We start from the raw sequence: 21,194 nt of genomic DNA, 5'->3' as shown, positions 1-21,194 counted from the left end.
CCGGCAACGACACGATCTGCGGCTGCGGATGTACCACCGCCGCCATCGTGATGAGCACAGGAAAAGGACGAGGACTAAGGAAAGGAGGGTGGACGGACGTGACGCATCTCGTGCACGGTTTCTGGCACCGCGAAAGCGGATTGATTCTGTGGATCGAGCAAGTGGAGGGGCACAAAATCCTCATCCCCGAACAGCTTCCCACCGGCGCTTTTAGCCCGCAGCTTCTCGCGCTCGTTCACCCTCTCAACTTTGGCCATCGTTTCACTGCGCACTTGAGCACGCCCAAAGGGCGGCGCGTGCGGCTGCCCATTCCCGTCGCCCGCTGCTATCCCGAGAAGGCCGTGGAGATCATTGAGGAACTGATCGGCCTGCTCGATGGGGAGCAGGGAGATAGCGTCGTCACGCAATTAGCGCCCGATCTGCTGTGGATCATTCAGTTCTATCGGGGGCTGAAGCAGTTCGTGCGCGCCGGGCGGGTGGTGCTGCGGGTTCGCTGGGCAGATGATCATTGGTGGCCGCAATGGCAGCTCTTGCCCTCCGGGCGGGAGCGAGTGTGGATGGGACGCATGCACTTAGCGATTCCGCAGGTGCTCACCGCCAATGGCAGCGCCGCCGTGGCCGATGACATGGCCGAGGAGCTGCCGCACTGGATTGCCTCCTATATTTTGCAGGACTTTATTGATGAGCCCCGCTCCCGCGAGCTGCATACCTTCTCGCGCACCTTGCTTAACTCCGAGTCGCTGCGTCGCGGCGGTCCGACGCTCGCGAGCAAACTCAATGAGTGGAAGGATTCTATCAATAGCTCCCGGGTGGAGCTCATGGTGATTGTGGAAGACGCCCCCACCCATTCCGATCTCGCAGACTCCGACGCCGACGCCGAAGAGTTGCTCTTTCCGGTGCGGATTCAGGTGCGTTTCGGGGTGGATACACCTCTGCCGGTACAGGCCGAGCTTATCGACGCCGCCTTCGCGAATAGGCTGCGCGATGATCACAATCGACTCCTCGAGGTGGCAAGCACCCTCGGCAGCCCCGAGGTGGAGCAGCAACAACAGGATGATCCGTGGGGCGAGGAGCCCGGCGCCCGCGGGGATTGGGATCGTTTCCTCACCCTAGAGCAGCTGGGGGAGTTTCTGGATAAGGATGTGCCGAAGCTCCGCAGCGCGGGCTATACGGTGATGCTGCCGCGGTCGTGGGGAGAGCATGAGCTCACGGCCAAACTGCATACCTCCAAGGTGCAGAATCTCACTATTGCCTCCACCTATGGCATGGATCAGCTGCTCAGCTATGACTGGACGCTCTCGCTGGGCGGGGTGGAGCTGGAGCCGGAGGAAGCGCAGCGTCTGATCGAGTCCACCTCCGGCTTGATTGAGCTGCGCGGGTCGTGGGTGATGGCTGATAGCCGCAGCCTCGACGGGGTGCGCGCCTATGTGGAGATGGTGAAAAACCATAGCGTGAGCGCGAATGATCCCGCGGCGGAGAAAGACGATCCCCGCGCCGATGAGCTCGATCTCGCGGAGGAGAATTATCTTTCGGCCGCGGCGCTGCGCGAGATGGCGCTGAAGACTGCGGGTCAACGCTATATCGAATTCCGTGGCAGCGACTGGTTTAGCTCGCTGATGAGCGCGGACGCCGATCCCGTTCCCACCCCCGTGCGCCTAACAATTCCCGATAGCGTGCACGCCACATTGCGGGAATATCAGCGCCGCGGCGTGGATTGGCTGTATTGGATGGCGCGCCATGAGCTGGGCGCGGTGCTTGCCGATGACATGGGTTTGGGTAAAACTCTGCAGCTTCTCACCCTGCTGGCGATAGAGAAGCACGAGGGGCTCACGACGGCGCCCACCATGGTGGTGGCGCCGACCTCGGTGCTGTCGAATTGGCAGCGGGAGGCCCAGAAATTCACCCCAGATCTCTCCGTGATGGTCTATCACGGCTCACAGCGGCCGAAAGGCGAAGAGTTTGTGCACCAGGCGAAGCAGTGCGATCTGGTGATCACCAGCTATGGGGTGCTCTCTCGCGATGTCGAATTATTCTGCGAGCTGCACTGGCAGCATCTCGTGCTGGATGAAGCACAGCAGATCAAAAACTCCTCTACCCGCATGGCGCGTGCGGCGAAAGTGATTCCCAGTGCGCATCGCATCGCGCTGACGGGTACCCCGATCGAAAACCGCTTGGCGGAGATCCATTCGCTGATGGATTTCTGCAACTACGGGATGTTGGGCAGCGCCTCCTTCTTCCGGAATCACTTTGCCCGCGCTATCGAGGTCTATGACGATCCGGAGATGAAAGACGCGCTGCGCCGGCTCACCGCCCCCTTCATCCTGCGGCGACTAAAGACCGACCCAGCGGTGATCGACGATCTTCCCGATAAAACCGAGAACGTCTTGCACGTGCTGCTGAGTAAAGAGCAGGCGGCTTTATATAAGTCCTATGTGGATCGCATTAAAAAGGAGGTGGAGGATACCGCGTCGATGAAGCGGCGCGGCATGATCCTCGCCGCCATGACCCGCATTAAACAAATCTGCAATCACCCCGCGCACTTCCTCGGCGATGGCTCTTCGATCACCTACCAGGGCGTACACCGCTCCGGTAAGGTGGGCAGGCTCGTGGAGCTTATCGACGCCGCCCTCGACAATGGGGAAAAGATGCTGGTGTTCACCCAGTATCGTGCTTTTGGCGATATTCTCGTGCCCTACTTGAGCGAGCACGTCGGGCGGGAGGTGCCCTTCCTTCACGGTGGGGTGTCGCAGAAGGGGCGCGACCGGATGGTCACCGAGTTCCAATCGGAGGAGGGCCCACCGATTATGGTGCTCAGCCTCAAAGCCGGCGGGACCGGGCTGAATCTGACTGCGGCCAATATTGTGGTGCATATGGACCGCTGGTGGAATCCGGCGGTAGAAAACCAGGCCACGGACCGCGCCTATCGGATCGGCCAGCGCAAGGATGTGACGGTGTACAAGATGGTGTGTGAAGGCACCATGGAAGAAGCCATCCAGGATGTTATCGAAGGCAAGATCCAGCTGGCCAGCGATATCGTCGGGGAAGGCGAAGGCTGGGTGAGTGAGCTGAGCCAAGAGGATCTGGAGACCCTGTTGACGTACCGCGGAACCATCGAGGAGGACGAGGACTAATATGCCCCGCTATACCTCACGCGATAACGTCATTTATGCGAATTTTGGCGCGAAGCGGCACGACCCTCAGCAGCTCGCCGATACCGCCGACAAGAACAACGACGACCGCGAGTGGCTGCCTATAGTCTCCCGATTCATCGTTGATTCTGTCGAGCGTGACACCGATCCGGGCCGCAAGCAGCGCGGCCGCGACTATGCCCGCGAAGATCGGGTGACGCTGATCAGCTATAGCGAAAATCTGATCGCTGGACAGGTGCGTGGCTCCCGGCCCGAGCCCTTCGAGGTACAGCTGCGCTTCGCTCCCATTGCGCGCCGCGACCAGCGCGAATTGTGGGACTATCTTGTCTCCCTGCCGGATTATCTGCCGGCATTCTTAAGGGGTGAGCTGGATCGTCGCGCGCAGCGCCTGCTCGGCTTTTCCGACCCGCGCAGCATCACGGGCACATGTGAGTGCCCAGATTCCCATCCGGTGTGTAAACACATCGTGGCCGTGGCCCATGCCGCCGCAGCAGAAATATCCCGCCGCAGCTACCGCATCTTCGATCTGCGCGGCTGGGATCCACAGGAGATCGAGGCGGCGGTACTGCGGCGGGTTGAGCAGGACGCGGCGGCGAACGCTCCGGCGGATACCGCAGCGGACGCTCCGGCGGAGCGGGGGAAGGATACAGATCGCAGCGGCAGTCCTGATGAGTCTGCTGGCGCGGCGGAATCTGGCCCCGCAACCGCGCAGAAACGCCAGCAGCAGGTGGATGCCACGGCGTTTTGGCAGGGAGGTCAGCTTCCTCCCTTGCCGGATCCGAAGGTGGAGCCTGCCCTTGACGACTCCGATCTCAGTCTCTTGCACATCGCCATGCGCTCGGTGTCCTATACCTCGATTGATGAGCTGCGGGCTATTACAGATATCGAGGATATGTACTATTTCCTCACGCACAACGAGGATTCTTCGAGCCCAGATTCCCCTTAAGTCAGCCGCAGTAGAACATCGGAGCGAACAGCGCATCGTGCAGTGTCCGGTAGTTTTGCTAACAATGAATGCATGACACGGACACGATTTATTCACACCTCGGACTGGCAGATCGGAATGAAGCGGGGTTTTCTTCCCGCTGAGGCGCATAGTCGCTTTGATGCCGATCGTCTCGCGGCCATTAAAAAGCTCGGTGATCTTGCCACCGAGCAGGACTGCGAGTTCATTGTCGTCGCCGGCGATGTATTCGACGCCAATAGTCTCAATGCCACAACAACCGGCCGCACCATGGAAGTGCTGCGCAACTTAGCTGTGCCAGTGTATCTCTTGCCGGGCAATCATGATCCCTTAGTGGCCAATAATATTTTCCGGTTCACGGACGCGATCGACAATGTCCATGTGATCCGGGATAACGCGCCTATCGAGATTCGCCCAGGCGTCGAGCTCGTCGGCGCCCCCTATCTCAGCAAGCGCGTCTCCACCGATATCGTGGCCGAGGCTCTGGAGGATCTCGAGCCCGCAGAAGACGGAAGCGTGCGCATTGCCGTGGGGCACGGCCAAGTGGAGTCGCGCAGCAATGACGACGATAGCGTCCCGATTGACCTTGCCACCGTTGAGCGTGCCGTGGATCGTCGGGTGATTGATTATCTGGCCTTGGGCGATACCCACTCCACCGCCTCGCTTGGCTCCACGGGGCGCGTGTGGTTCTCAGGCAGCCCAGAAGTTACCGATTATCGCGATTTCTCCACCGTCGGCGGCGGCGAGAAGGATTCCGGCAATGCTCTCGTTGTAGACATCGAGGCCACCGGTTCCACCTCGCAGGTCACGGTCGAGCCGCACCACATCGGCACCTGGACGTGGCATGCGCTCGAATACGACATAGCCAGCCACGAGGATGCGGAGGCCTTCATTAGCGCCCTGCGGGAGTATCCCGATAAGGCCACCACGGTGGTGAAATATGCCCTAGTGGGCACGGCAACCCTCGATACGATGCGCTACCTCGAGGAGCAGCTGGCAGACCTGGAGAGTATCTTTGCCGCCCTTTATCGACGCGAGCGCACCTATAACCTCCTGCTGGCCCCGTCCGAGGAGGAGCTCGAGAATCTCGGGCTCGGTGGATATGTGGGGGCGGCGATGACCGACCTGATCGAACAAGCAGACACAGACGACACGGCGAGCGACGCGGTGGGGCTGCTGCACCGGCTGATCGTTTCTGAGCGGAAGTAGGGCAGTACCATGCAGATTCATTCCATCACTATCGACAATATTCGCTCCATCGAGCACCTCGAACTGCGAGACATTCCGGCCAGCGGTGTGTGCATGATCAGTGGCCCCAATGAGGTGGGTAAGTCCACCATTGTGGAGGCTATTGACCTCGTGCTCTCTGAAAAGTCCACCGCGCAAAAGAAGTGGATTAAAAGCATGCGCCGGGTGGGCAGCACCGAGCCTATGCAGGTCAGCCTTGAAGCCACGATCGGTGATCAGCACTTCACCATCAGCAAGCAGTTCCTCAATAAGCCGACCGCTCGGCTTGTCATTCACTCCCCGAATCCGCGGACCTACACCGGCGATCAGGCCAATGATGAGTTGCTGCAGATCATCGACGAGCACCTCGATAGCAATCTGCATAAGTTACTCTTCGTCAAACAGGGCGCATTGGACCACACTCTAGGGGAGGTGGGCTTTAACCAGCTGGAAAAGCCCCTGCAGCTCGCCGGCGCCGGGGATGGTGCCGGTATCGCGCAGGGGTCACAGTCCGAATTGATGGCGAAGGTGCGCGATGAGGTCTCGCGCTACTACACCAAAACAGGCAAGCCTTCCAAGGAACTCAAGCATGCCCAGCAGGAGGTAGAAGACGCCACGAAGCGTCACGCCGAAGCCCGCGCGGCGATTACCGACTTGAGCGCCCAGCTAGAAAACTATGAGGCTGCTGAGGCTGAGCTGGCTCGGCTGAAGCCACAGATCCCAGAGCTGAAACAGCAGGTGGAGGCGTCGCAACGCGAGGTGGTGCGAGCGGAAAAGCGGGAATCCGAGCGGGAACGCCTGCAGACGAAAAAGGATGTCGAGGAGCAAAAGAAGCAGCGCATCGAGGAAAGAAAGAAGCAGCGGGCCCGGGCTGCCGAGGAATTGGCTGCGAGCGCGCAGCGCGTGACAGAGTGCGAGCGGACGCAGCAGGAGCTCGAACTACAGGCCAAGGAGCATGCGGAGAAGATCGAGGGGCTCCGCAGCGCACTCGATGCCGCGGTGGGAGCCGAGCAGAGCGCCCGCGCCGATTATCGGGTGTGGGAGCAGCACCAGCATGCCGTGCGCGAGCGAATCCGTCACCAGAAGGACACGGAGTTTTTGGCGCAGTACGACGAGTACACCGCCGAGATTTCCCAGCAGAAAAAGAAACTGCCGGAGGATGTGCCCAGCGGTGCAGACATCGCTCGGGCGGAAGAGATCGCGGAGAAGATTGTCTACGCCCAGGCCACGGTGGCGGCGGCGAGTTCGACACTGACGCTATCCGCTGCCGCGGGCGCCGAGATTGCGGTTAATGGTGAGCCCCAGACGCTCAGCGATACGGCCACGGTGGTGCAGGTCAGCGAACGCACGACACTACGCATCGGCGAGGTCGACGCGGTGATCGAACCGGCGGCCAATGTGGCTGCCGAAAAGGATGCTCTGGACCAGCTCATCCGCGAGCGCGATCAGCTGTGCACCGAGTTCGAGGTGGACTCTGTGCAGCAGCTCAAGCAGATCGCCACGACCGCCGAATCCATCACCGCGGATATTGCGCGTCTGAAGAAGGCGCGGACACGGCACGCAGGGAAGCGGGACGTGGATGATATCCGAGACGCCGTTGAGAAATTCCAGGCCGCGGAACTCCCAGAGGGCATTAGCGCCGACGAGGCAGGGGAGAAGGCCCTCGAGGAGCGCCTACACGAGCTGCGCACGGCCGTGGAACAGGCCGATGCCGCCACCGCGAAGGCGCGGACGAACCTAGAGGAGGCCCGGACCTCGCGGATCGACCAAGACGCGGCGGTGGCCCGAGAGAAACTCAAGGACGCCATCGATGAGCAGAAGCGTCGCGCGCAGGCGCTCGAGGCCGCGGAGCAGGAGCACAGCGATGAGGCCGAGGAAGAGGAACTGCGCAGCCTCGATGCTCACCTCGCCACCCTTAGTGCGGCGCTGCAGGCCTTGGAGGAAGACGACAGTGTCCTTAGCCTCGAGAAGGCGCGTCGCGCCGCGGAACAGGACGAGACCCTGCTGAAGAACACCGAGGGGCACCTAGAGGAGGCATATCGGCGCCAGTCGGAGATTAAGGGCAGTATCAACGCCTTTGAGGGCGCTGCCGAGAAGGAGAAGATCGCCAAGGCCGAGCTCGAGCGCAGAGAGAGCATTCTCGCCCGTACCCAGCACAAGGCCGATGTGGCCAAGCTGCTGCTGGATACCCTCGAGCGGCACTACCGCGATGTCACGCAGCGCTATGCCAAGCCGATCCGCGAGGAGCTTGAGCGCTTGGCCGCCCAGCTGCATGAGGGCGATGTGTCCTATGAGTTCGACGAGACCGGTCTTGTCGGGCGAGTGATCCGCGAAGAGCAGCTGAGTGTGGATGAACTCTCTGGTGGCGCCTCTGAGCAAGTGGGGTTGATGCTGCGGCTCGCTATCGCCAACCTAGCGGCGAACAACGCGGATTCGGACGGCGTCGATACCGTGATGCCGGTGATCATGGACGACGCCCTCGGCAATTCCGATGTGCTGCGGCTCAAGCGCTTGTCCGGGTTGATCGAGCGCGAGGCAGCCTCCAAGCAGATCTTCCTCATGACTTGTGATCCCCAGCGTTTCGCCGCTATCGGCAAGCGCAAAGAGTATCGCGTCGAGGAGTTGAAGCGCGCTGCCAATGAGACGCCGCTGAGCAAACGCTGAGTGCGGCAGCAGGCGGCCTGTGGCAGCAGCCGAGCACGCGAGCGAGGAGTATCTCCTTCTCGCGTGTTCGCTGGGGCATGTCACGGCGCTAAGCCAGTTTGTTCCAGCTAAGCAAAGATGACGTGACTGCTGTGACACGCTAGTCTTAGAAGAACTCAGTGACATGAGCACCGCAGGTGTTCTGTGCGTCACGAGCTATTCCCTCATCTCCCGTTACGGGGTGAGGCGCCGCTAGTGCGGTGCCGTCACTCACACTCTGCAGCGGGGCACTGCGGTCGCATCAAGGCTGGCTACAGCCGCGGCCGTCCGCACCAGACCGGTAGCGCAGAGATCTCGCGCGCGGAAAAGTTAAGGAAGATAAGGGATAGTGATTCAGCACGAGCCACGCTGGCTAAATGACAATCAGCAAGCACTCTGGCGCCTCATGCTCGATGCGATACGCAAACTCGAGCGCGATATAGAGGACACTCTGCAAGCTGAAGCCGAGCTGACCTCGCCCGAATTCGCCGTGCTGGTCGTGCTGTCCGAGTCGGAGGATGAACAAGCTCGGATCCGCGAAATCTGCACTCACCTGAATTGGGATCGCAGCCGCGCCTCGCACCAGCTCTCCCGCATGCAACGCCGCGGGCTGATCGAAAAAACCAAATGCGTCGGTGATGGCCGCGGTGTTGTCGTGATCATGACCGAGGAGGGCAAGCGGCGCCTCAAGCAGGCAGTGCCCATGCACGTGGAGTCCGTCAATCGGCTGATCTTCGACCACATGAGCAATGATCAAGCCCACCACCTCGACGTGTTCTTCAAGCACGTACTCCAGGCCCAGCCCACTCCCTAAACCCGCCATGGGCGCGGGCGCGGGAGCGCCGCGCGCCGTTTCCCTGCGGCAGCGGAAAAGACCACAAGGGAGGGGCCGCAGCATATCGCTGCGGCCCCTCCCTTTTATCTGTGCCCCCGACACGATTCGAACGTGCGACCTTTGGTACCGGAAACCAATGCTCTATCCCCTGAGCTACGGGGGCAAAAATATGCGTAGTAGCAGTTATCCGCTGCTATGCACCGTACGTATGTTAGCACTATCCCTGCCGTGCGATAAAACACGGGTTGGAGGTGCTACTACGCAGCAGAGTGGGGCCCAGCGGGTGGCGCTCTCAGAGGCCCCGCTGAGCCCCAAGGTGGTGCGTCTAGTCCACCAGCACCACGATCAGGGTGCGGGGACCGTGCACGCCTTCGACACGGCTGAGCTCGATGTCGGAGGTGGCCGAGGGGCCGGAGATCATCGTGATCGGGCGGTGGCGGTCGAGGCGGCTGATCATGGCGGGAACGCCGTAGACCACGGTGTCCATGCGCACGATGCAGATGTGGCAGTCCGGAACCAGGGTGAGGGCGCGCCGGCCGTTGGTCTCATTAGATTCCAGGCAGATCGTCCCGGTCTGGGCGGAGGAAGTGTGGGAGTCGGTGACGACCACGTCCACAGAGTCGAGTAGGCGGGGATCGCTTGTCACATCGTCGGGGGTGGCACTGCCGGAGAAACCCTCAAAGAGGCCGGCGTCGAGGCCGGGCGCATAGCGCACGTCCTTGGCCTCGCGCTCTTCGAGCAGGCGCACGATGGTGGCACCGAGTTCTTCCTCGCTGCTTTGCTCCACGATGGCCTTGTAGTCCAGCAGGCGATCGATGAGCACTTCTTTGATTTCCTCGCGCGGATAGTCGTGCTCGGTGATGTAGTTGCGCACCACATCGTAGCCGCCGGTCTGCACATTGGAGAGCTTCTGGGCGTTGCGGATGCGGTTGAGGATGTCCTTTTTGGCCTCGTCGTTACGCGTAGACATGGCTACTTCTCCTCTTCGTCGGTGCCGGCGTGGGTGGCGGCGGGCAGCCCCTCGCGCTTGGCGTCCTTGAGCAACTGTTGGGCCTCCTCGGACTTGAACCAGTCGCGGAAGGAAGTCTTTGCCGGCACAGCAGTGTCGCGCACATCGGTCCAACCGGCGAGGAAGCTCGGCATGTGGGTGATCTTCTTATTGAAGCCGCCGAGGACTCGTCCCAGAGAGGCCGACTTGGTGGCGAGGCTCCAAATCTTGGCGTTGCCGAACACCAGCCCCATGGCGCCGAAGATGGCGCCCTCGATCTTCGGCTTATCGGTTTCGATCTTCTGGTGGCGTAGCTCCAGCAGTGCGGCCGGAATATCGATCTTGACGGGGCATACCTCGAAGCAATAGCCACACAGGGAGGAGGCGTAGGGCAGCGAGGCATTCGGGTCATTGTGATCGATGATGCCGGTCAGCTGCGGGGAGAGGATGGCGCCGATGGGGCCGGGGTAGGTGGAGCCATAGGCGTGGCCGCCGGCGCGTTCGTAGACCGGGCAGACGTTGAGGCAGGCCGAGCAGCGGATACACTTCAGTGCCTCGCGGCCGATCTCATTCGACAACGCGTGGGTACGGCCATTGTCCAGCAGCACGATGTGGTAGTTCTTCGGGCCGTCATTCTCGGTCACGCCCGTCCACAGCGAGGTGTAGGGGTTCATGCGCTCACCGGTGGAGGAGCGCGGCAGCAGCTGCAGGAATACTTCGAAGTCCTGGAAGGTGGGCAGCAGCTTTTCAATACCCATCACCGAGATGAGCGTCTCGGGCAGGGTGAGGCACATGCGGCCATTGCCCTCAGACTCGACGATGCTCACGGTTCCGGTCTCGGCCACACCGAAGTTGGCGCCGGAGATGGCCACCTTGGCTTCCATGAACTGCTTGCGCAGGAACACGCGGGAGGCCTCGGCGAGCTCCGGCGGGTTAGCCGGCAGGGAGTCGTCGGTGTGGGGCATCTCGCGGACGAAGATATCGCGGATCTCGGCGCGGTTGCGGTGAATGGCAGGCACCAGAATGTGCGAAGGGAAGTCGTGTCCCAGCTGCACAATGAGCTCGGCGAGGTCGGTCTCGCGGGCGGTGATGCCGGCATCGCGCAGCTGGTCGTTGAGCCCGATCTCCTGGGTAGCCATGGACTTGATCTTGACCACGTGGGTTTCGCCGGTTTCCTTGATCAGATCGGTCACGATCTGGCCGGCCTCGACGCCATCACGGGCCCAGTGCACGTGTCCGCCGTGGGCGGTCACGGCTGCCTCGAACTGCTCGAGCAGCTCCGGCATGCGGGAGGCAACATCGCGTTTGATACCGGAACCGGCTTCGCGCAGATCCTGCCAGTCGGGAAGTTCATCCACTACCTGGGCGCGCTTATTGCGGATGGTGTGGGTGGCGTTGTAGAGATTGCGGCGCTGGGTGGCGTTGTAGAGACCATCGTGGGCGCCTTTTTGGAAGCTGCGCGAGCCGCGCAGATAGCCGACACCTTCGGGCGCTGTCGGAGGAACGGTGGGGTTTCCGAGGAAGGTGGTCACAGCATGAACTCCTTGGTATAAGCGGCGGAATCCGGGGTCCACGGATGCTCCTTGGTGGAGGCGAGAATCTCGGCGATATGCACGCTGCGGATACCGCTGTGCTGGCGCGAGAGCGTGCCGGAGATGTTCATCAGGCAGGAGTAGTCCGCGGAGGTGACGTATTCGGCGAGGGTGGACTTGATATTGCGGGTCTTGTCATTGACCATCGCGGCCGAGGTTTCGGCGTTCTTCACGCAGAAGGTGCCGCCGAAGCCGCAGCACTCCTCAGAGAAGGGCAGCTCCACCAAGTCGATGGCCTCCACGGCGCGCAAGAGCCTATAAGGGCGATCGCCCAGTTTGAGCAGGCGGCGCGAGTGGCAGGAGCTGTGATAGGTCACGCGGTGCGGGAAGAAAGCGCCCACGTTTTCGAGCTGCTCCACGTCGGTGAGGAACTCGCAGAGCTCATAGGTTTTCTTGGCGGTGCCTGCGGCCCCATCGCGCAGCGCTGCAGAGCCGTAGCGATCCGCGATCCGCTCGTGTTCGTGACGCACCGCAGCCGCGCAGGAACCGGAGGGGCTGACGATGCAGTCGATGGAGGGATCGGAGAAGGCGTCCACATAATTTTCAATCTGTGGCACGGCTTCGCGCTGGTAACCAGTGTTAATGTGCATCTGGCCGCAGCAGGTTTGTTTGTCGGGGACCACAACATCGTGGCCGAGGCGGGACAGAATCAGGGCTGTCGCCTTGGCGATGTCCGGCCCGAGAATGTCACCGATACAGGTGGTAAAGATCGCGACTCGCACGGGCGCTCCTTTAACTAATGTTGGCTAACTATTGTTGGCGCAAAATGGCGATTACATCTAGTGGCTATGAGGTCGAGCTCGCGGCGGGGCTACCGCTCTGGACTGCCTGACGTGCCAAAGTCAAGAGGCCGACGCGGTGAGGGGGTAGTTGCACGTCGCGAACGAACGGCGGCGATGCCAGCTTTCACCGACACATCCTACGTTCGGATATGTCTAATCTACCCGAAATCTGCTCAGAATGTGAACCAGTTGCACTTCTAAAAAAGCCGGTCCACCTGCATATAGTTAAGAAACACTCCTGTTTCCTAATTAGGGCTGTGACGGGCGAGTCGACCCCAAGGTGGGGGAGAGAGGGGTGGAGAAACCCCCGTGGCCGAGTGCAGAGCGACGGGGGTAGAAAGCTGAGCGTTACCTAACTTTCATGGGTGCTGGACCTTATTGGCACCCACTCCTGGCCCCACCACCAGCACGGCGGGCGCAGGTGCCGATGGGGAATATGGGGCAGCGGGACGGCGTCGATAAGCGCCGCGGTCGTACTAGGGGACCACGGGTGCCATGAAGGAGAGCACGTTGGTCTGCAGGTAGACAATGGTGCACACGGCGATGAGCATACCGAAGGACCACAGGACCACAGACTTGAAAATATCGGACTCGCGACCTTCCATCTTCACGGCCGTGGCGGCAATCGCCAGCGACTGCGGGGAGATCATCTTGCCCACCACGCCACCGGAGGTATTGGCCGCGAGCATGAGGTCCGGGTTTAGTCCAGCGTGCTGCGCGGCGGTGACCTGCATCTTGCCGAAGAGGGCGTTGGCAGAGGTATCGGAGCCGGTCACGGCCGTGCCCACCCAGCCCAAGGTGGGGGCGAGGAAGGCGTAGGCGCCGCCCAGCGAGGCAACGAACTCGCCGATGGCGATGGTCTGGCCGGAGTAGTTCATCACATAGGCCAGCCCCAGCACGAGCACGATGGTCAGGGCAGACCACCGCATGCGGTAGGCGGTGTCGGTGAAGGCCTGCAGCACCTGGCCGGCCTTGAGCGGATAGGTGCCATTCTCGTCGAAGATGGCGTAGACCACGGCCACGATCAGCCCAGAGATCAGCATCAGGCTGCCGGGATTGGCGATGATCGCGAAAGTGTAGGTGGACTTGATCGGATCGCCCTGGGCATTGACTAGGCGATCGGCCAGTATCGGCCACTCCACGCTGATGGCGATGGACTTCAGGGCCTCAGGGATGGTGGAGCCCAAGTTAGCGATACCGAAGACGAGGGTGACCACGCCATAGGGCATGAGTGCCATTCCGACGCGGCGAGCCGGCAGCTCCTCGGCCACGGCGGCCGGGGGAAGGTCCATGCGCTCGCGCAGCGCCTCGATGCCGCGCGGGGTCCAGAATTGCAGGAAGACGAAGGCCACGCCGAGGGAGACGATGCAGGCGACCACGTCGGTGAGCTGGTAGGCGAAGAAGTTCGAGGTGGCCCACTGGGCGATAGCGAAGGCGCCGCCGATAACGAAAGCGGGGATCCATGCTTCCCGGACACCACGCACGCCGTCGAGGATGAAGAGCAGGATAACGGGAACGAACACGGCGATCAGCGGGGCCTGGTGGCCGACGATGGCGGCGATGTTGGCGGTTTGCTCCGCCGTACGGCCGGCCACATCGCCGGCGGTGGTGATCGGAATGGCCACGGCGCCGAAGGCCACTGGCGCGGTATTAGCCAGCAGGACCGCGGTGGCGGCACGCAGCGGCTTCACGCCGAGGGCGAGGATCATGGTGGCGGTGATGGCTACGGGGGCACCGAAGCCGGCGAGGGCCTCGAGCAGGCCGCCGAAGCAGAAGGCGATGAGGATAGCTTGGATGCGCACGTCGCCATCGCCGAGCTTGTCAAAGGTGCGGCGTAGGTCCTCAAAACGGCCCGAGGCCACCGTGATCTGGTAGAACCAGATGGCCATCACGATCACCCAGACGATGGGCAGGAGGCCGAAGATGCCACCGCGGAGCGCGGACATGAGGGCGAGTTCGGTGGGCATGCTGAAGCCGAAGATGGCGACTAGGATCGCAGCGAGGGTGGCGGCCGCTGCGGAGACGTGTGCTCGGGCCTTGAAGCCGAGGAGCAACACGAAAAAGGTGACCAGGGGGATGGTTGCGACTAACGCAGAGAGGCCAAGACTGCCTCCCACTGCATCAGTGACCACGGTAAATGTATTGTTCACCGCAACTCCTTAAGTGTGGTGGACCTGTGTCTGTCTGCTGTATCGCTTCAGAAAATGCCTATCTGCTGCTGGCCCGTGCCGCTGAGGGGTGGTGCGGCGCGTGTTCCTGTGTGGGCCAGTAGTGCACTCGCAGTGTGAAGTTCTGCACACCGATACTGGTTCTATGAGACACCCACAGGTGGGATGTGATGTTCACAACCATTCTTACGTAGGATGTCGTGAATCCAAAAATAAGCTGAGGTGCTCTGTGTCTCATTTCAGGATTTTTTAAGATTACGCTGGGGGTTCGTGGAGAAATTGGTGGAGCAAATGGGGGTATGCGATACACTGATCCGCTATGACACCTGCCGATCTTGCTGCATTAATCCGACGCACCGCGGAATCCGTATTTGCCGAGCACGACCTCGATTCCTCTGTCCTTCCTGAGACAGTGACCGTCGAGCGTCCGCGCAATCCGGAGCACGGTGACTACGCCACGAACCTCGCCCTCCAGGTGGCCAAGCGTGCGGGGGCCAATCCTCGCGAGCTCGCCCAGTGGCTGGCCGAGGCTCTAGCACAGCACGAGGGCATTTCCGAGGCTGAGATCGCCGGGCCGGGCTTTCTTAATATCCGCCTCAACGCCGCCGCCCAGGGCGCGATCATCGCCGAGATCCTCGCTGCAGGTGAGCGTTATGGCCACGCCGATACCCTCGCTGGTGAGCGCGTGAATCTCGAGTTCGTCTCGGCCAATCCCACCGGCCCCATCCACTTGGGTGGAACCCGCTGGGCCGCCGTGGGCGATTCTTTGGGCCGTGTGCTCGAGGCCAGCGGCGCCCAGGTGACCCGCGAGTATTACTTCAATGACCACGGTCGCCAGATCGATCGTTTCACCAACTCCTTGATCGCCGCGGCTAAGAATGAGCCCGCCCCCGAGGACGGCTATGCCGGCGACTACATCACCGAAATCGCGACCGAGGTGTTGCGCCGCGTGCCCGACGCCCTCGAGCTGCCCGAGGCGGAGATGAAGGAAACCTTCCGCTCTCATGGTGTGGAGATGATGTTCGCGCACATCAAGTCCTCGCTGGCGGAGTTCGGCACCACCTTCGATGTCTACTTCCACGAGAACTCCCTCTTCGAATCCGGAGCAGTCGATGCCGCGGTGCAGACGCTGAAAGATAATGGCAGCCTGTACCAGGCCGATGGCGCGTGGTGGCTGAAGTCCACCGACTATGGCGACGATAAGGACCGGGTGGTCATCAAATCCGATGGTGATGCCGCCTATATCGCCGGCGATATCGCCTATGTGGCCGACAAGATTGATCGCGGCCACGACCTGTGCATCTACATGCTCGGCGCTGATCACCACGGGTATATTTCCCGGCTCCGAGCCGCCGCTGCCGCTTTGGGCTATCGCCCCGAGCAGGTGGAAGTGCTCATCGGTCAGCTGGTGAACCTGGTGCGCGATGGCAAGCCCGTGCGCATGTCCAAGCGCGCCGGCACCGTGATCACCCTCGATGATCTGGTGGAGGCCGTGGGCGTGGATGCTGCCCGCTATGCGATGATTCGCTCCTCGGTGGATCAGAGTCTCGACATTGATCTCGCGTTGTGGGCCTCCCGCTCCTCGGATAACCCGGTGTTCTATGTGCAGTATGGCCACGCGCGTTTGTGCTCGATTGCGCGCAAGGCTGCCGAGTTGGGCGTGAGCCTGCAGGGCGCCGATATCGATTACTCGGTGCTCGATAGCGAGCGCGAGGGTGATCTGATCCGCACCTTGGGCGAGTTCCCTGCCGCAATCGCTTCGGCCGCTGACCTGCGCGAACCACACCGAATTGCCCGCTATGCCGAGCAGCTGGCCGGCACCTTCCACCGTTTCTACGACACCTGCCAGATTCTGCCTAAGGCCGGCGAGGAGACCACCGAGCTGCACATCGCGCGTCTGGCCCTGGCCGCCGCTAGCCGCCAGGTGTTGAGCAATGCGCTCGGTTTGTGCGGGGTCACCGCGCCGGAGCGCATGTAGCGTAGGGTAATCTCGTTCACCACGAACTCCCGACCGCAGGTGGCCGCGATCGCTTATCGACGCCACCTCGCTGCCTCCCACCTCGCGGTGGGGCGCCGGCGTGGTGGTGGGGTGGGCGTGTATGCCGCCGATCAAACTACTTAAGTAAAAGAGCCCCTTGATGAACGACTTCAACAGCATTCCCTCCCACGTGTGGCCGCGCAACGCCATGCGCCAAGACGACGGCGTGGTCACCATTGCTGGTGTGCCGCTTCCCGAGATCGCGGAGACCTATGGCACCCCGTGTTATGTCATCGATGAGGACGATTTCCGTAGCCGCTGCCGCGATATGGCCGAGGCTTTCGGCGGCGGCCATAACGTGCACTACGCATCGAAGGCGCTGCTCACCGCCACCGTGGCGCGCTGGGTCGATGAGGAGGGGCTATGCATGGACGTGGCCTCCCTCGGAGAGCTGCAGATTGCGCTTGCAGCCGGATTCCCCGCCGCGCGGATCACCGCCCACGGCAATAACAAGTCCGTGGCCTTCCTGCGCGCCATCATTCGCGAGAAGGTGGGCTCCGTGGTGCTGGATAATGCCGATGAGCTGGAACTACTCGATGAGCTCAGCGCCGCATCCGGCCACGTCCAGGATGTGTTGGTGCGCGTGAAGCCCGGCGTGGAGGCCCACACCCACGAGTTCATCGCCACCGCTCACGAGGATCAGAAGTTCGGCTTCTCCCTCGCCTCCGGCTCCGCTATGGAGGCAGCGCGTGCAGCCGTGCGCGCCGAAAACCTGCGCCTAGTCGGCCTGCACTGCCATGTCGGCTCCCAGGTCTTCGACGCCGATGGCTTCTCCGTGGCGGCCGAGCGTGTGCTGGGGCTGTTCAAGCAACTACATGATGAGCTGCCCGCTGCGGACACCGCAGAGCTGCGTGTGCTGGATCTCGGCGGCGGCTATGGCATCGCCTACACCGAAGAGGAAGAGCCGCTCAATGTGCGCGAGGTGGCCGCCGACCTAATCGGTCGAGTGGCCGAGTGTGCCGACGAGCTGGGAATTCCTGCGCCCTCGGTGAAGGTGGAGCCGGGTCGCGCTATCGCGGGACCATCGACCGTCACCCTCTATGAGGTGGGCTCGGTGAAGGACGTGCACGTGGACGCGGACACCACCCGCCGCTATGTGGCCGTCGATGGCGGGATGAGCGATAATATTCGCCCCGCCCTCTATGGCGCCGCCTATGATGGCCGCCTGGTCGATCGCTTCGCCGAGGGTGAGAACACCAGCACCCGCATTGTGGGCGCGCACTGCGAGTCGGGCGACATCCTGATCAATGAGGCCTCCTATCCGAATGACCTGCGTCGTGGCGATCTTTTCGCCATCGCCGCCACCGGCGCGTACTGCTATGTGATGTCCAGCCGCTATAACGCCTTTTTGCGCCCGCCGATCGTGAGCGTGCGCGGCGGCGAAGCCAAGCTCATGGTGCGCCGTGAGACCGTGGAGGACATCTTGGCGCTGGAAAATACCACCGGCTCCTAGCCCGCAGCGTCCCATCCAGCGTCCTTGAGGCCTGGGACACACCCACGGCGATCGCGGCGGCGGAGGTTTATACTTGCCTCACGCTGCGCCCGCCCAGCGCGGATGCTGTAGCTATCCGCCCAACACTGACAACAGACAGAAATAATTCTTAAGGGGAATATCGATCCATGTCTGAGAACGCACCCGTAACCTTCAAGCCCGGGAAGGGCGCTGGCTCACCGGTTGGCGTCGCGATTCTGGGGCACGGCACCGTCGGAAGCGAAGTGCTGCGCATTATGCAGCAGGACGCCGATGCTCTCGAGCACCGCATTGGCGGCCCGCTGGAGCTGAAGGGCGTGGCCGTCTCTGATATTGAGAAGCACGCCGACGCCGTCTCCCGAGATTTGCTCACCACCGACGCTATGTCTCTGATCACCCGAGACGATGTGGACATTGTGGTGGAGGTTATCGGTGGTATCGACTACCCCCGCAAGCTGGTCCTCGCCGCACTGCGTGCCGGCAAGTCCGTGGTGACCGCCAATAAGGCGCTCGTCGCCGCCCACTCGGCCGAGCTTGCCGAGGCCGCCGATGCCGCTGGCGTGGATCTGTACTTCGAGGCCGCTGTGGCCGCCGCTATCCCCGTGGTGGGCCCGCTGCGTCGCTCGCTCGCCGGCGACCAGGTGGAGCTGGTGATGGGCATCGTCAATGGCACCACCAACTTCATCCTCGACGGCATGGACTCCACGGGGGCGAACTACGACGACATGCTCGCCGAAGCCACCCGCTTAGGCTATGCCGAGGCCGATCCCACGGCTGATGTTGAGGGCCACGACGCCGCCTCCAAGGCCGCCATTTTGGCCTCCCTGGCTTTCCACACCCGCGTCACCGCGGATGACGTGTACTGCGAGGGTATTAGCGATATCTCCGCTGACGATATCGCGGCCGCCAAGGATGCCGGCTACATCATCAAGCTGCTGGCCGTGTGTGAGCGATTTACCAACGATAAGGGCGTGGAGGAGATCGCCGCCCGCGTGCACCCCACGCTGATCCCGCGTTCGCACCCGCTGGCCAGCGTGAACAAGTCTTTCAACGCCATTTTCGTTGAAGCCGAGGCCGCTGGTCGTCTCATGTTCTACGGCAATGGTGCCGGCGGTGCGCCTACCGCCTCCGCGGTGCTGGGTGATCTTGTGGGCGCCTCCCGAAACAAGGTGCACGGCGGTCGCGCCCCGGGCGAGTCCACCTACGCCAATCTGCCCATTGCTAGCTTCGGCGATGTGCGCACCCGCTATCACGTGGATATGGAAGTTCAGGATCGGGAGGGCGTGCTCGCCGAGATCGCTACTAAGTTCGCCGAGAACAAGATCTCGATCCGCACCGTGCGCCAAGAGGAGTTCGAGGACCATGCACGTCTGATCGTGGTCACCCACTCCGCCACCGAGGCGGATCTGGCCGCCACCGTGGATGCCATTAAGCAACTCGACGCTGTGCGTACCATCCGCAGCGTAATCCGTTTGGAAGGACGCTAAAGGCCATGGCGACGGACTTGGTTCCCGGCACTCGGGTCAGCGTCACCGTTCCAGCCTCTTCGGCCAATCTCGGCCCAGGTTTCGACACACTCGGCGTGGCGCTGGGGTTGTACGACACCGTTGAGGTCGAGGTCACCTCCTCAGGCCTCGAGGTGGAGATTTTCGGCGAAGGCCAAGAAGATCTGCCGCGGGGCGAAACGCACTTGGTGGTGAAGGCGCTACGCAGCGGTCTCGCCGCGGCGGGGATGAGTGCGCCTGGGTTGAAGGTGAGCTGCCATAACAACATTCCGCAATCGCGTGGGCTCGGCTCCTCTGCGGCTGCCGCCGTGGCGGGGGTGTGTGCCGCCAATGGGCTTGCCGGCGAGCCGCTCAGCGCCGCGGAAATTGTGCAATTGGCCTCCGCTTTCGAAGGGCATCCCGATAACGCCGCGGCCTCCGTGCTGGGCGCCGCGGTGGTGTCGTGGACCGATATTCCCGTGGACGGGCGCACTCAGCCGCAATACCATGCGGTGTCGCTGCCAGTGCACGAGTCCATTCAGGCCACCGCCTTGGTGCCGGATTTCCACGCCTCTACCGATGCTGTGCGCAAGGTCCTGCCCTCGGATGTCACCCACATCGACGCTCGCTTTAACGTCTCGCGTACTGCCGTGATGGTGATGGCCCTGCAGCATCATCCAGAGTTGCTCTGGGAGGGCACTCGCGACCGGCTGCACCAGCCCTACCGAGCCGATGTGCTGCCTGTGACCGCTGAATGGGTCAACCGGCTGCGCAACCGCGGCTATGCCGCCTATCTCTCCGGTGCTGGCCCGACCGTGATGGTACTCTCCACCAAGCCGGTCGAGGCCGCGATCCTCGATGATGCCCGCGCCTCTGGGCTGAAAGTGATGGAATTGCCGGTAGCCGGTCCGGTGCGCGTCGAGCGCTCCTAAAACCTTATGGGCGCGGAAGCTGCTGGCTTTTTAGAAGCGCCATAAAGCCCCGTTGTTATCTGTGTCTGCGCGGCAGACGCGGCAACAACGGGGCTCGCTGCGTCAGTAGGAGCTAACTCTGCTGCGTAGAAGCGCAGTCCAGCCGAATATCGCATTGCCCTGGGCGCGCATAGGGAACCAAGGTCAAGGTGGTGTGGTGATCGGCCACGGTGCCCAGCGCGGCTTGGGCGAAGCCGTGGTGGATCGAGCAGACCAGCGGATCGGGTTGGGTGGACTCGGAAACAAAGGGACAGCGGTTCAAAGAAATGACCCGTCTCTCGGGCGCGGCGGGATCCTCCTGCGGTTCATCGGGGTCGTAGCCGGTCCGACGCATCAGGGTCACCAGCGCTGCTACCTGTTCTGCGTAGTCCGTGCAGTGCTCGCCGCCGTAGCCGACCCGCTGCGCCCAGCGGTGTCCTAGTTGCACCGCATTGCGATGGGCGGCAGAGCTATCTGTGGTGCAGGCCAAGAGCTGGGCGAGCTCATTGACCAGCTCGATCTGCTCGGTGCTGATCTCCGCCGAATCGGGGATACGGGCGTGGATCACCAAGCTGGGTCGGCCCCGCCCACCCGTGGCCGGGGTGGTACTACTACGCACCGCGCCGCGGGCGAGCAGTTCATCGATGTGGCCGCGTACGGTATTGACGTGCATGCCGGTATCGGATGCCAAGGCAGAGATGCTCGCGCCATCGGTGTGGGCGCGCACCGCCTCGAGCACGAGGCGTTGTTTGGCGCTCAGGGGCAGCGAATCGTCGAAAAGCGCGCGGGTGGGCGCGGGACCTGGTGACGGGCTGCTCGCAGGGCGGGACGACTCGGCATGCGGGGTGGGCATGGTGGAGTAGT

At 62.3% G+C, this 21,194-nt stretch carries 14 protein-coding genes and 1 tRNA gene; 9 read left to right on the top strand and 6 right to left on the bottom strand.

The features are described from left to right. Positions 1 to 50: 50 nt before the first annotated feature. The 5 genes from GBB11_RS05410 (at position 51) to GBB11_RS05390 (ending at position 8,836) form a co-directional block, all read left to right on the top strand. Complete coding sequence (locus GBB11_RS05410) at positions 51 to 3,131, top strand: DEAD/DEAH box helicase (protein WP_192796324.1); 3,081 nt, start codon at positions 51 to 53, stop codon at positions 3,129 to 3,131. Position 3,132: 1 nt separating this feature from the next. Continuing rightward, positions 3,133 to 4,095, top strand: coding sequence for an SWIM zinc finger family protein (locus GBB11_RS11035; RefSeq protein WP_151549085.1), 963 nt, complete (start codon positions 3,133 to 3,135; stop codon positions 4,093 to 4,095). A 72-nt stretch (positions 4,096 to 4,167) separates the two neighbouring features. Beyond that, entirely contained in the window at positions 4,168 to 5,322 is a 1,155-nt protein-coding gene (locus GBB11_RS05400) for a DNA repair exonuclease (protein ID WP_151549084.1), read from the top strand. Positions 5,323 to 5,331: 9 nt separating this feature from the next. Beyond that, positions 5,332 to 8,004, top strand: coding sequence for an AAA family ATPase (locus tag GBB11_RS05395; RefSeq protein WP_151549083.1), 2,673 nt, complete (start codon positions 5,332 to 5,334; stop codon positions 8,002 to 8,004). A gap of 424 nt (positions 8,005 to 8,428) precedes the next feature. Then, complete coding sequence (locus tag GBB11_RS05390) at positions 8,429 to 8,836, top strand: MarR family winged helix-turn-helix transcriptional regulator (RefSeq protein WP_225979130.1); 408 nt, start codon at positions 8,429 to 8,431, stop codon at positions 8,834 to 8,836. Positions 8,837 to 8,947: 111 nt separating this feature from the next. Here the strand turns inward: GBB11_RS05390 and GBB11_RS05385 are convergent. The 5 genes from GBB11_RS05385 to GBB11_RS05365 all read right to left on the bottom strand — a co-directional run bounded on the left by GBB11_RS05385 (position 8,948) and on the right by GBB11_RS05365 (position 14,369). Next, positions 8,948 to 9,020 (bottom strand) — tRNA-Arg (locus GBB11_RS05385). Positions 9,021 to 9,182: 162 nt separating this feature from the next. Further along, a complete protein-coding gene (locus tag GBB11_RS05380) occupies positions 9,183 to 9,827 on the bottom strand; it encodes an LUD domain-containing protein (RefSeq protein ID WP_151549081.1) in 645 nt (214 codons plus the stop codon). Positions 9,828 to 9,829: 2 nt separating this feature from the next. Then, positions 9,830 to 11,377, bottom strand: a complete 1,548-nt coding sequence (locus GBB11_RS05375; RefSeq protein WP_151549080.1) for a lactate utilization protein B — start codon at positions 11,375 to 11,377, stop codon at positions 9,830 to 9,832. After that, positions 11,374 to 12,159: a (Fe-S)-binding protein gene (locus GBB11_RS05370; protein WP_151549079.1), complete on the bottom strand. Its 786-nt coding sequence runs from the start codon at positions 12,157 to 12,159 to the stop codon at positions 11,374 to 11,376. The genes GBB11_RS05375 and GBB11_RS05370 overlap by 4 nt, the downstream gene beginning before the upstream one ends. Positions 12,160 to 12,695: 536 nt before the next feature. Next, entirely contained in the window at positions 12,696 to 14,369 is a 1,674-nt protein-coding gene (locus GBB11_RS05365; protein ID WP_151549078.1) for an L-lactate permease, read from the bottom strand. 337 nt (positions 14,370 to 14,706) lie between these two features. On the opposite strand from GBB11_RS05365, the gene argS reads away from it, so the two are divergent. From argS to thrB, 4 genes are all read left to right on the top strand, one after another. Continuing rightward, positions 14,707 to 16,365 (top strand): arginine--tRNA ligase, encoded by a 1,659-nt coding sequence (argS, locus tag GBB11_RS05360; RefSeq protein ID WP_151549077.1) that lies wholly within the window; start codon positions 14,707 to 14,709, stop codon positions 16,363 to 16,365. A gap of 160 nt (positions 16,366 to 16,525) precedes the next feature. Continuing rightward, complete coding sequence (gene lysA / locus GBB11_RS05355) at positions 16,526 to 17,878, top strand: diaminopimelate decarboxylase (RefSeq protein WP_151549076.1); 1,353 nt, start codon at positions 16,526 to 16,528, stop codon at positions 17,876 to 17,878. A 167-nt stretch (positions 17,879 to 18,045) separates the two neighbouring features. Next, positions 18,046 to 19,383 (top strand): homoserine dehydrogenase, encoded by a 1,338-nt coding sequence (locus GBB11_RS05350; RefSeq protein WP_151549075.1) that lies wholly within the window; start codon positions 18,046 to 18,048, stop codon positions 19,381 to 19,383. Positions 19,384 to 19,388: 5 nt separating this feature from the next. Continuing rightward, complete coding sequence (gene thrB / locus GBB11_RS05345; RefSeq protein WP_151549074.1) at positions 19,389 to 20,312, top strand: homoserine kinase; 924 nt, start codon at positions 19,389 to 19,391, stop codon at positions 20,310 to 20,312. Positions 20,313 to 20,424: 112 nt separating this feature from the next. Here thrB and GBB11_RS05340 read toward each other — a convergent pair whose 3' ends face one another. Then, the gene (locus GBB11_RS05340) at positions 20,425 to 21,183 is read right to left on the bottom strand and encodes a metalloregulator ArsR/SmtB family transcription factor (RefSeq protein ID WP_151549073.1); all 759 of its coding nucleotides are present in this window, start codon (positions 21,181 to 21,183) and stop codon (positions 20,425 to 20,427) included. Positions 21,184 to 21,194 lie beyond the last annotated feature (11 nt).

This window comes from Corynebacterium sp. 74A (genome assembly GCF_008930665.1).
Lineage (GTDB): Bacteria > Actinomycetota > Actinomycetes > Mycobacteriales > Mycobacteriaceae > Corynebacterium > Corynebacterium megadyptis.
Note: the sequence above shows the minus strand (reverse complement) of the source record. Positions and strands in the feature narration are given on the sequence as shown.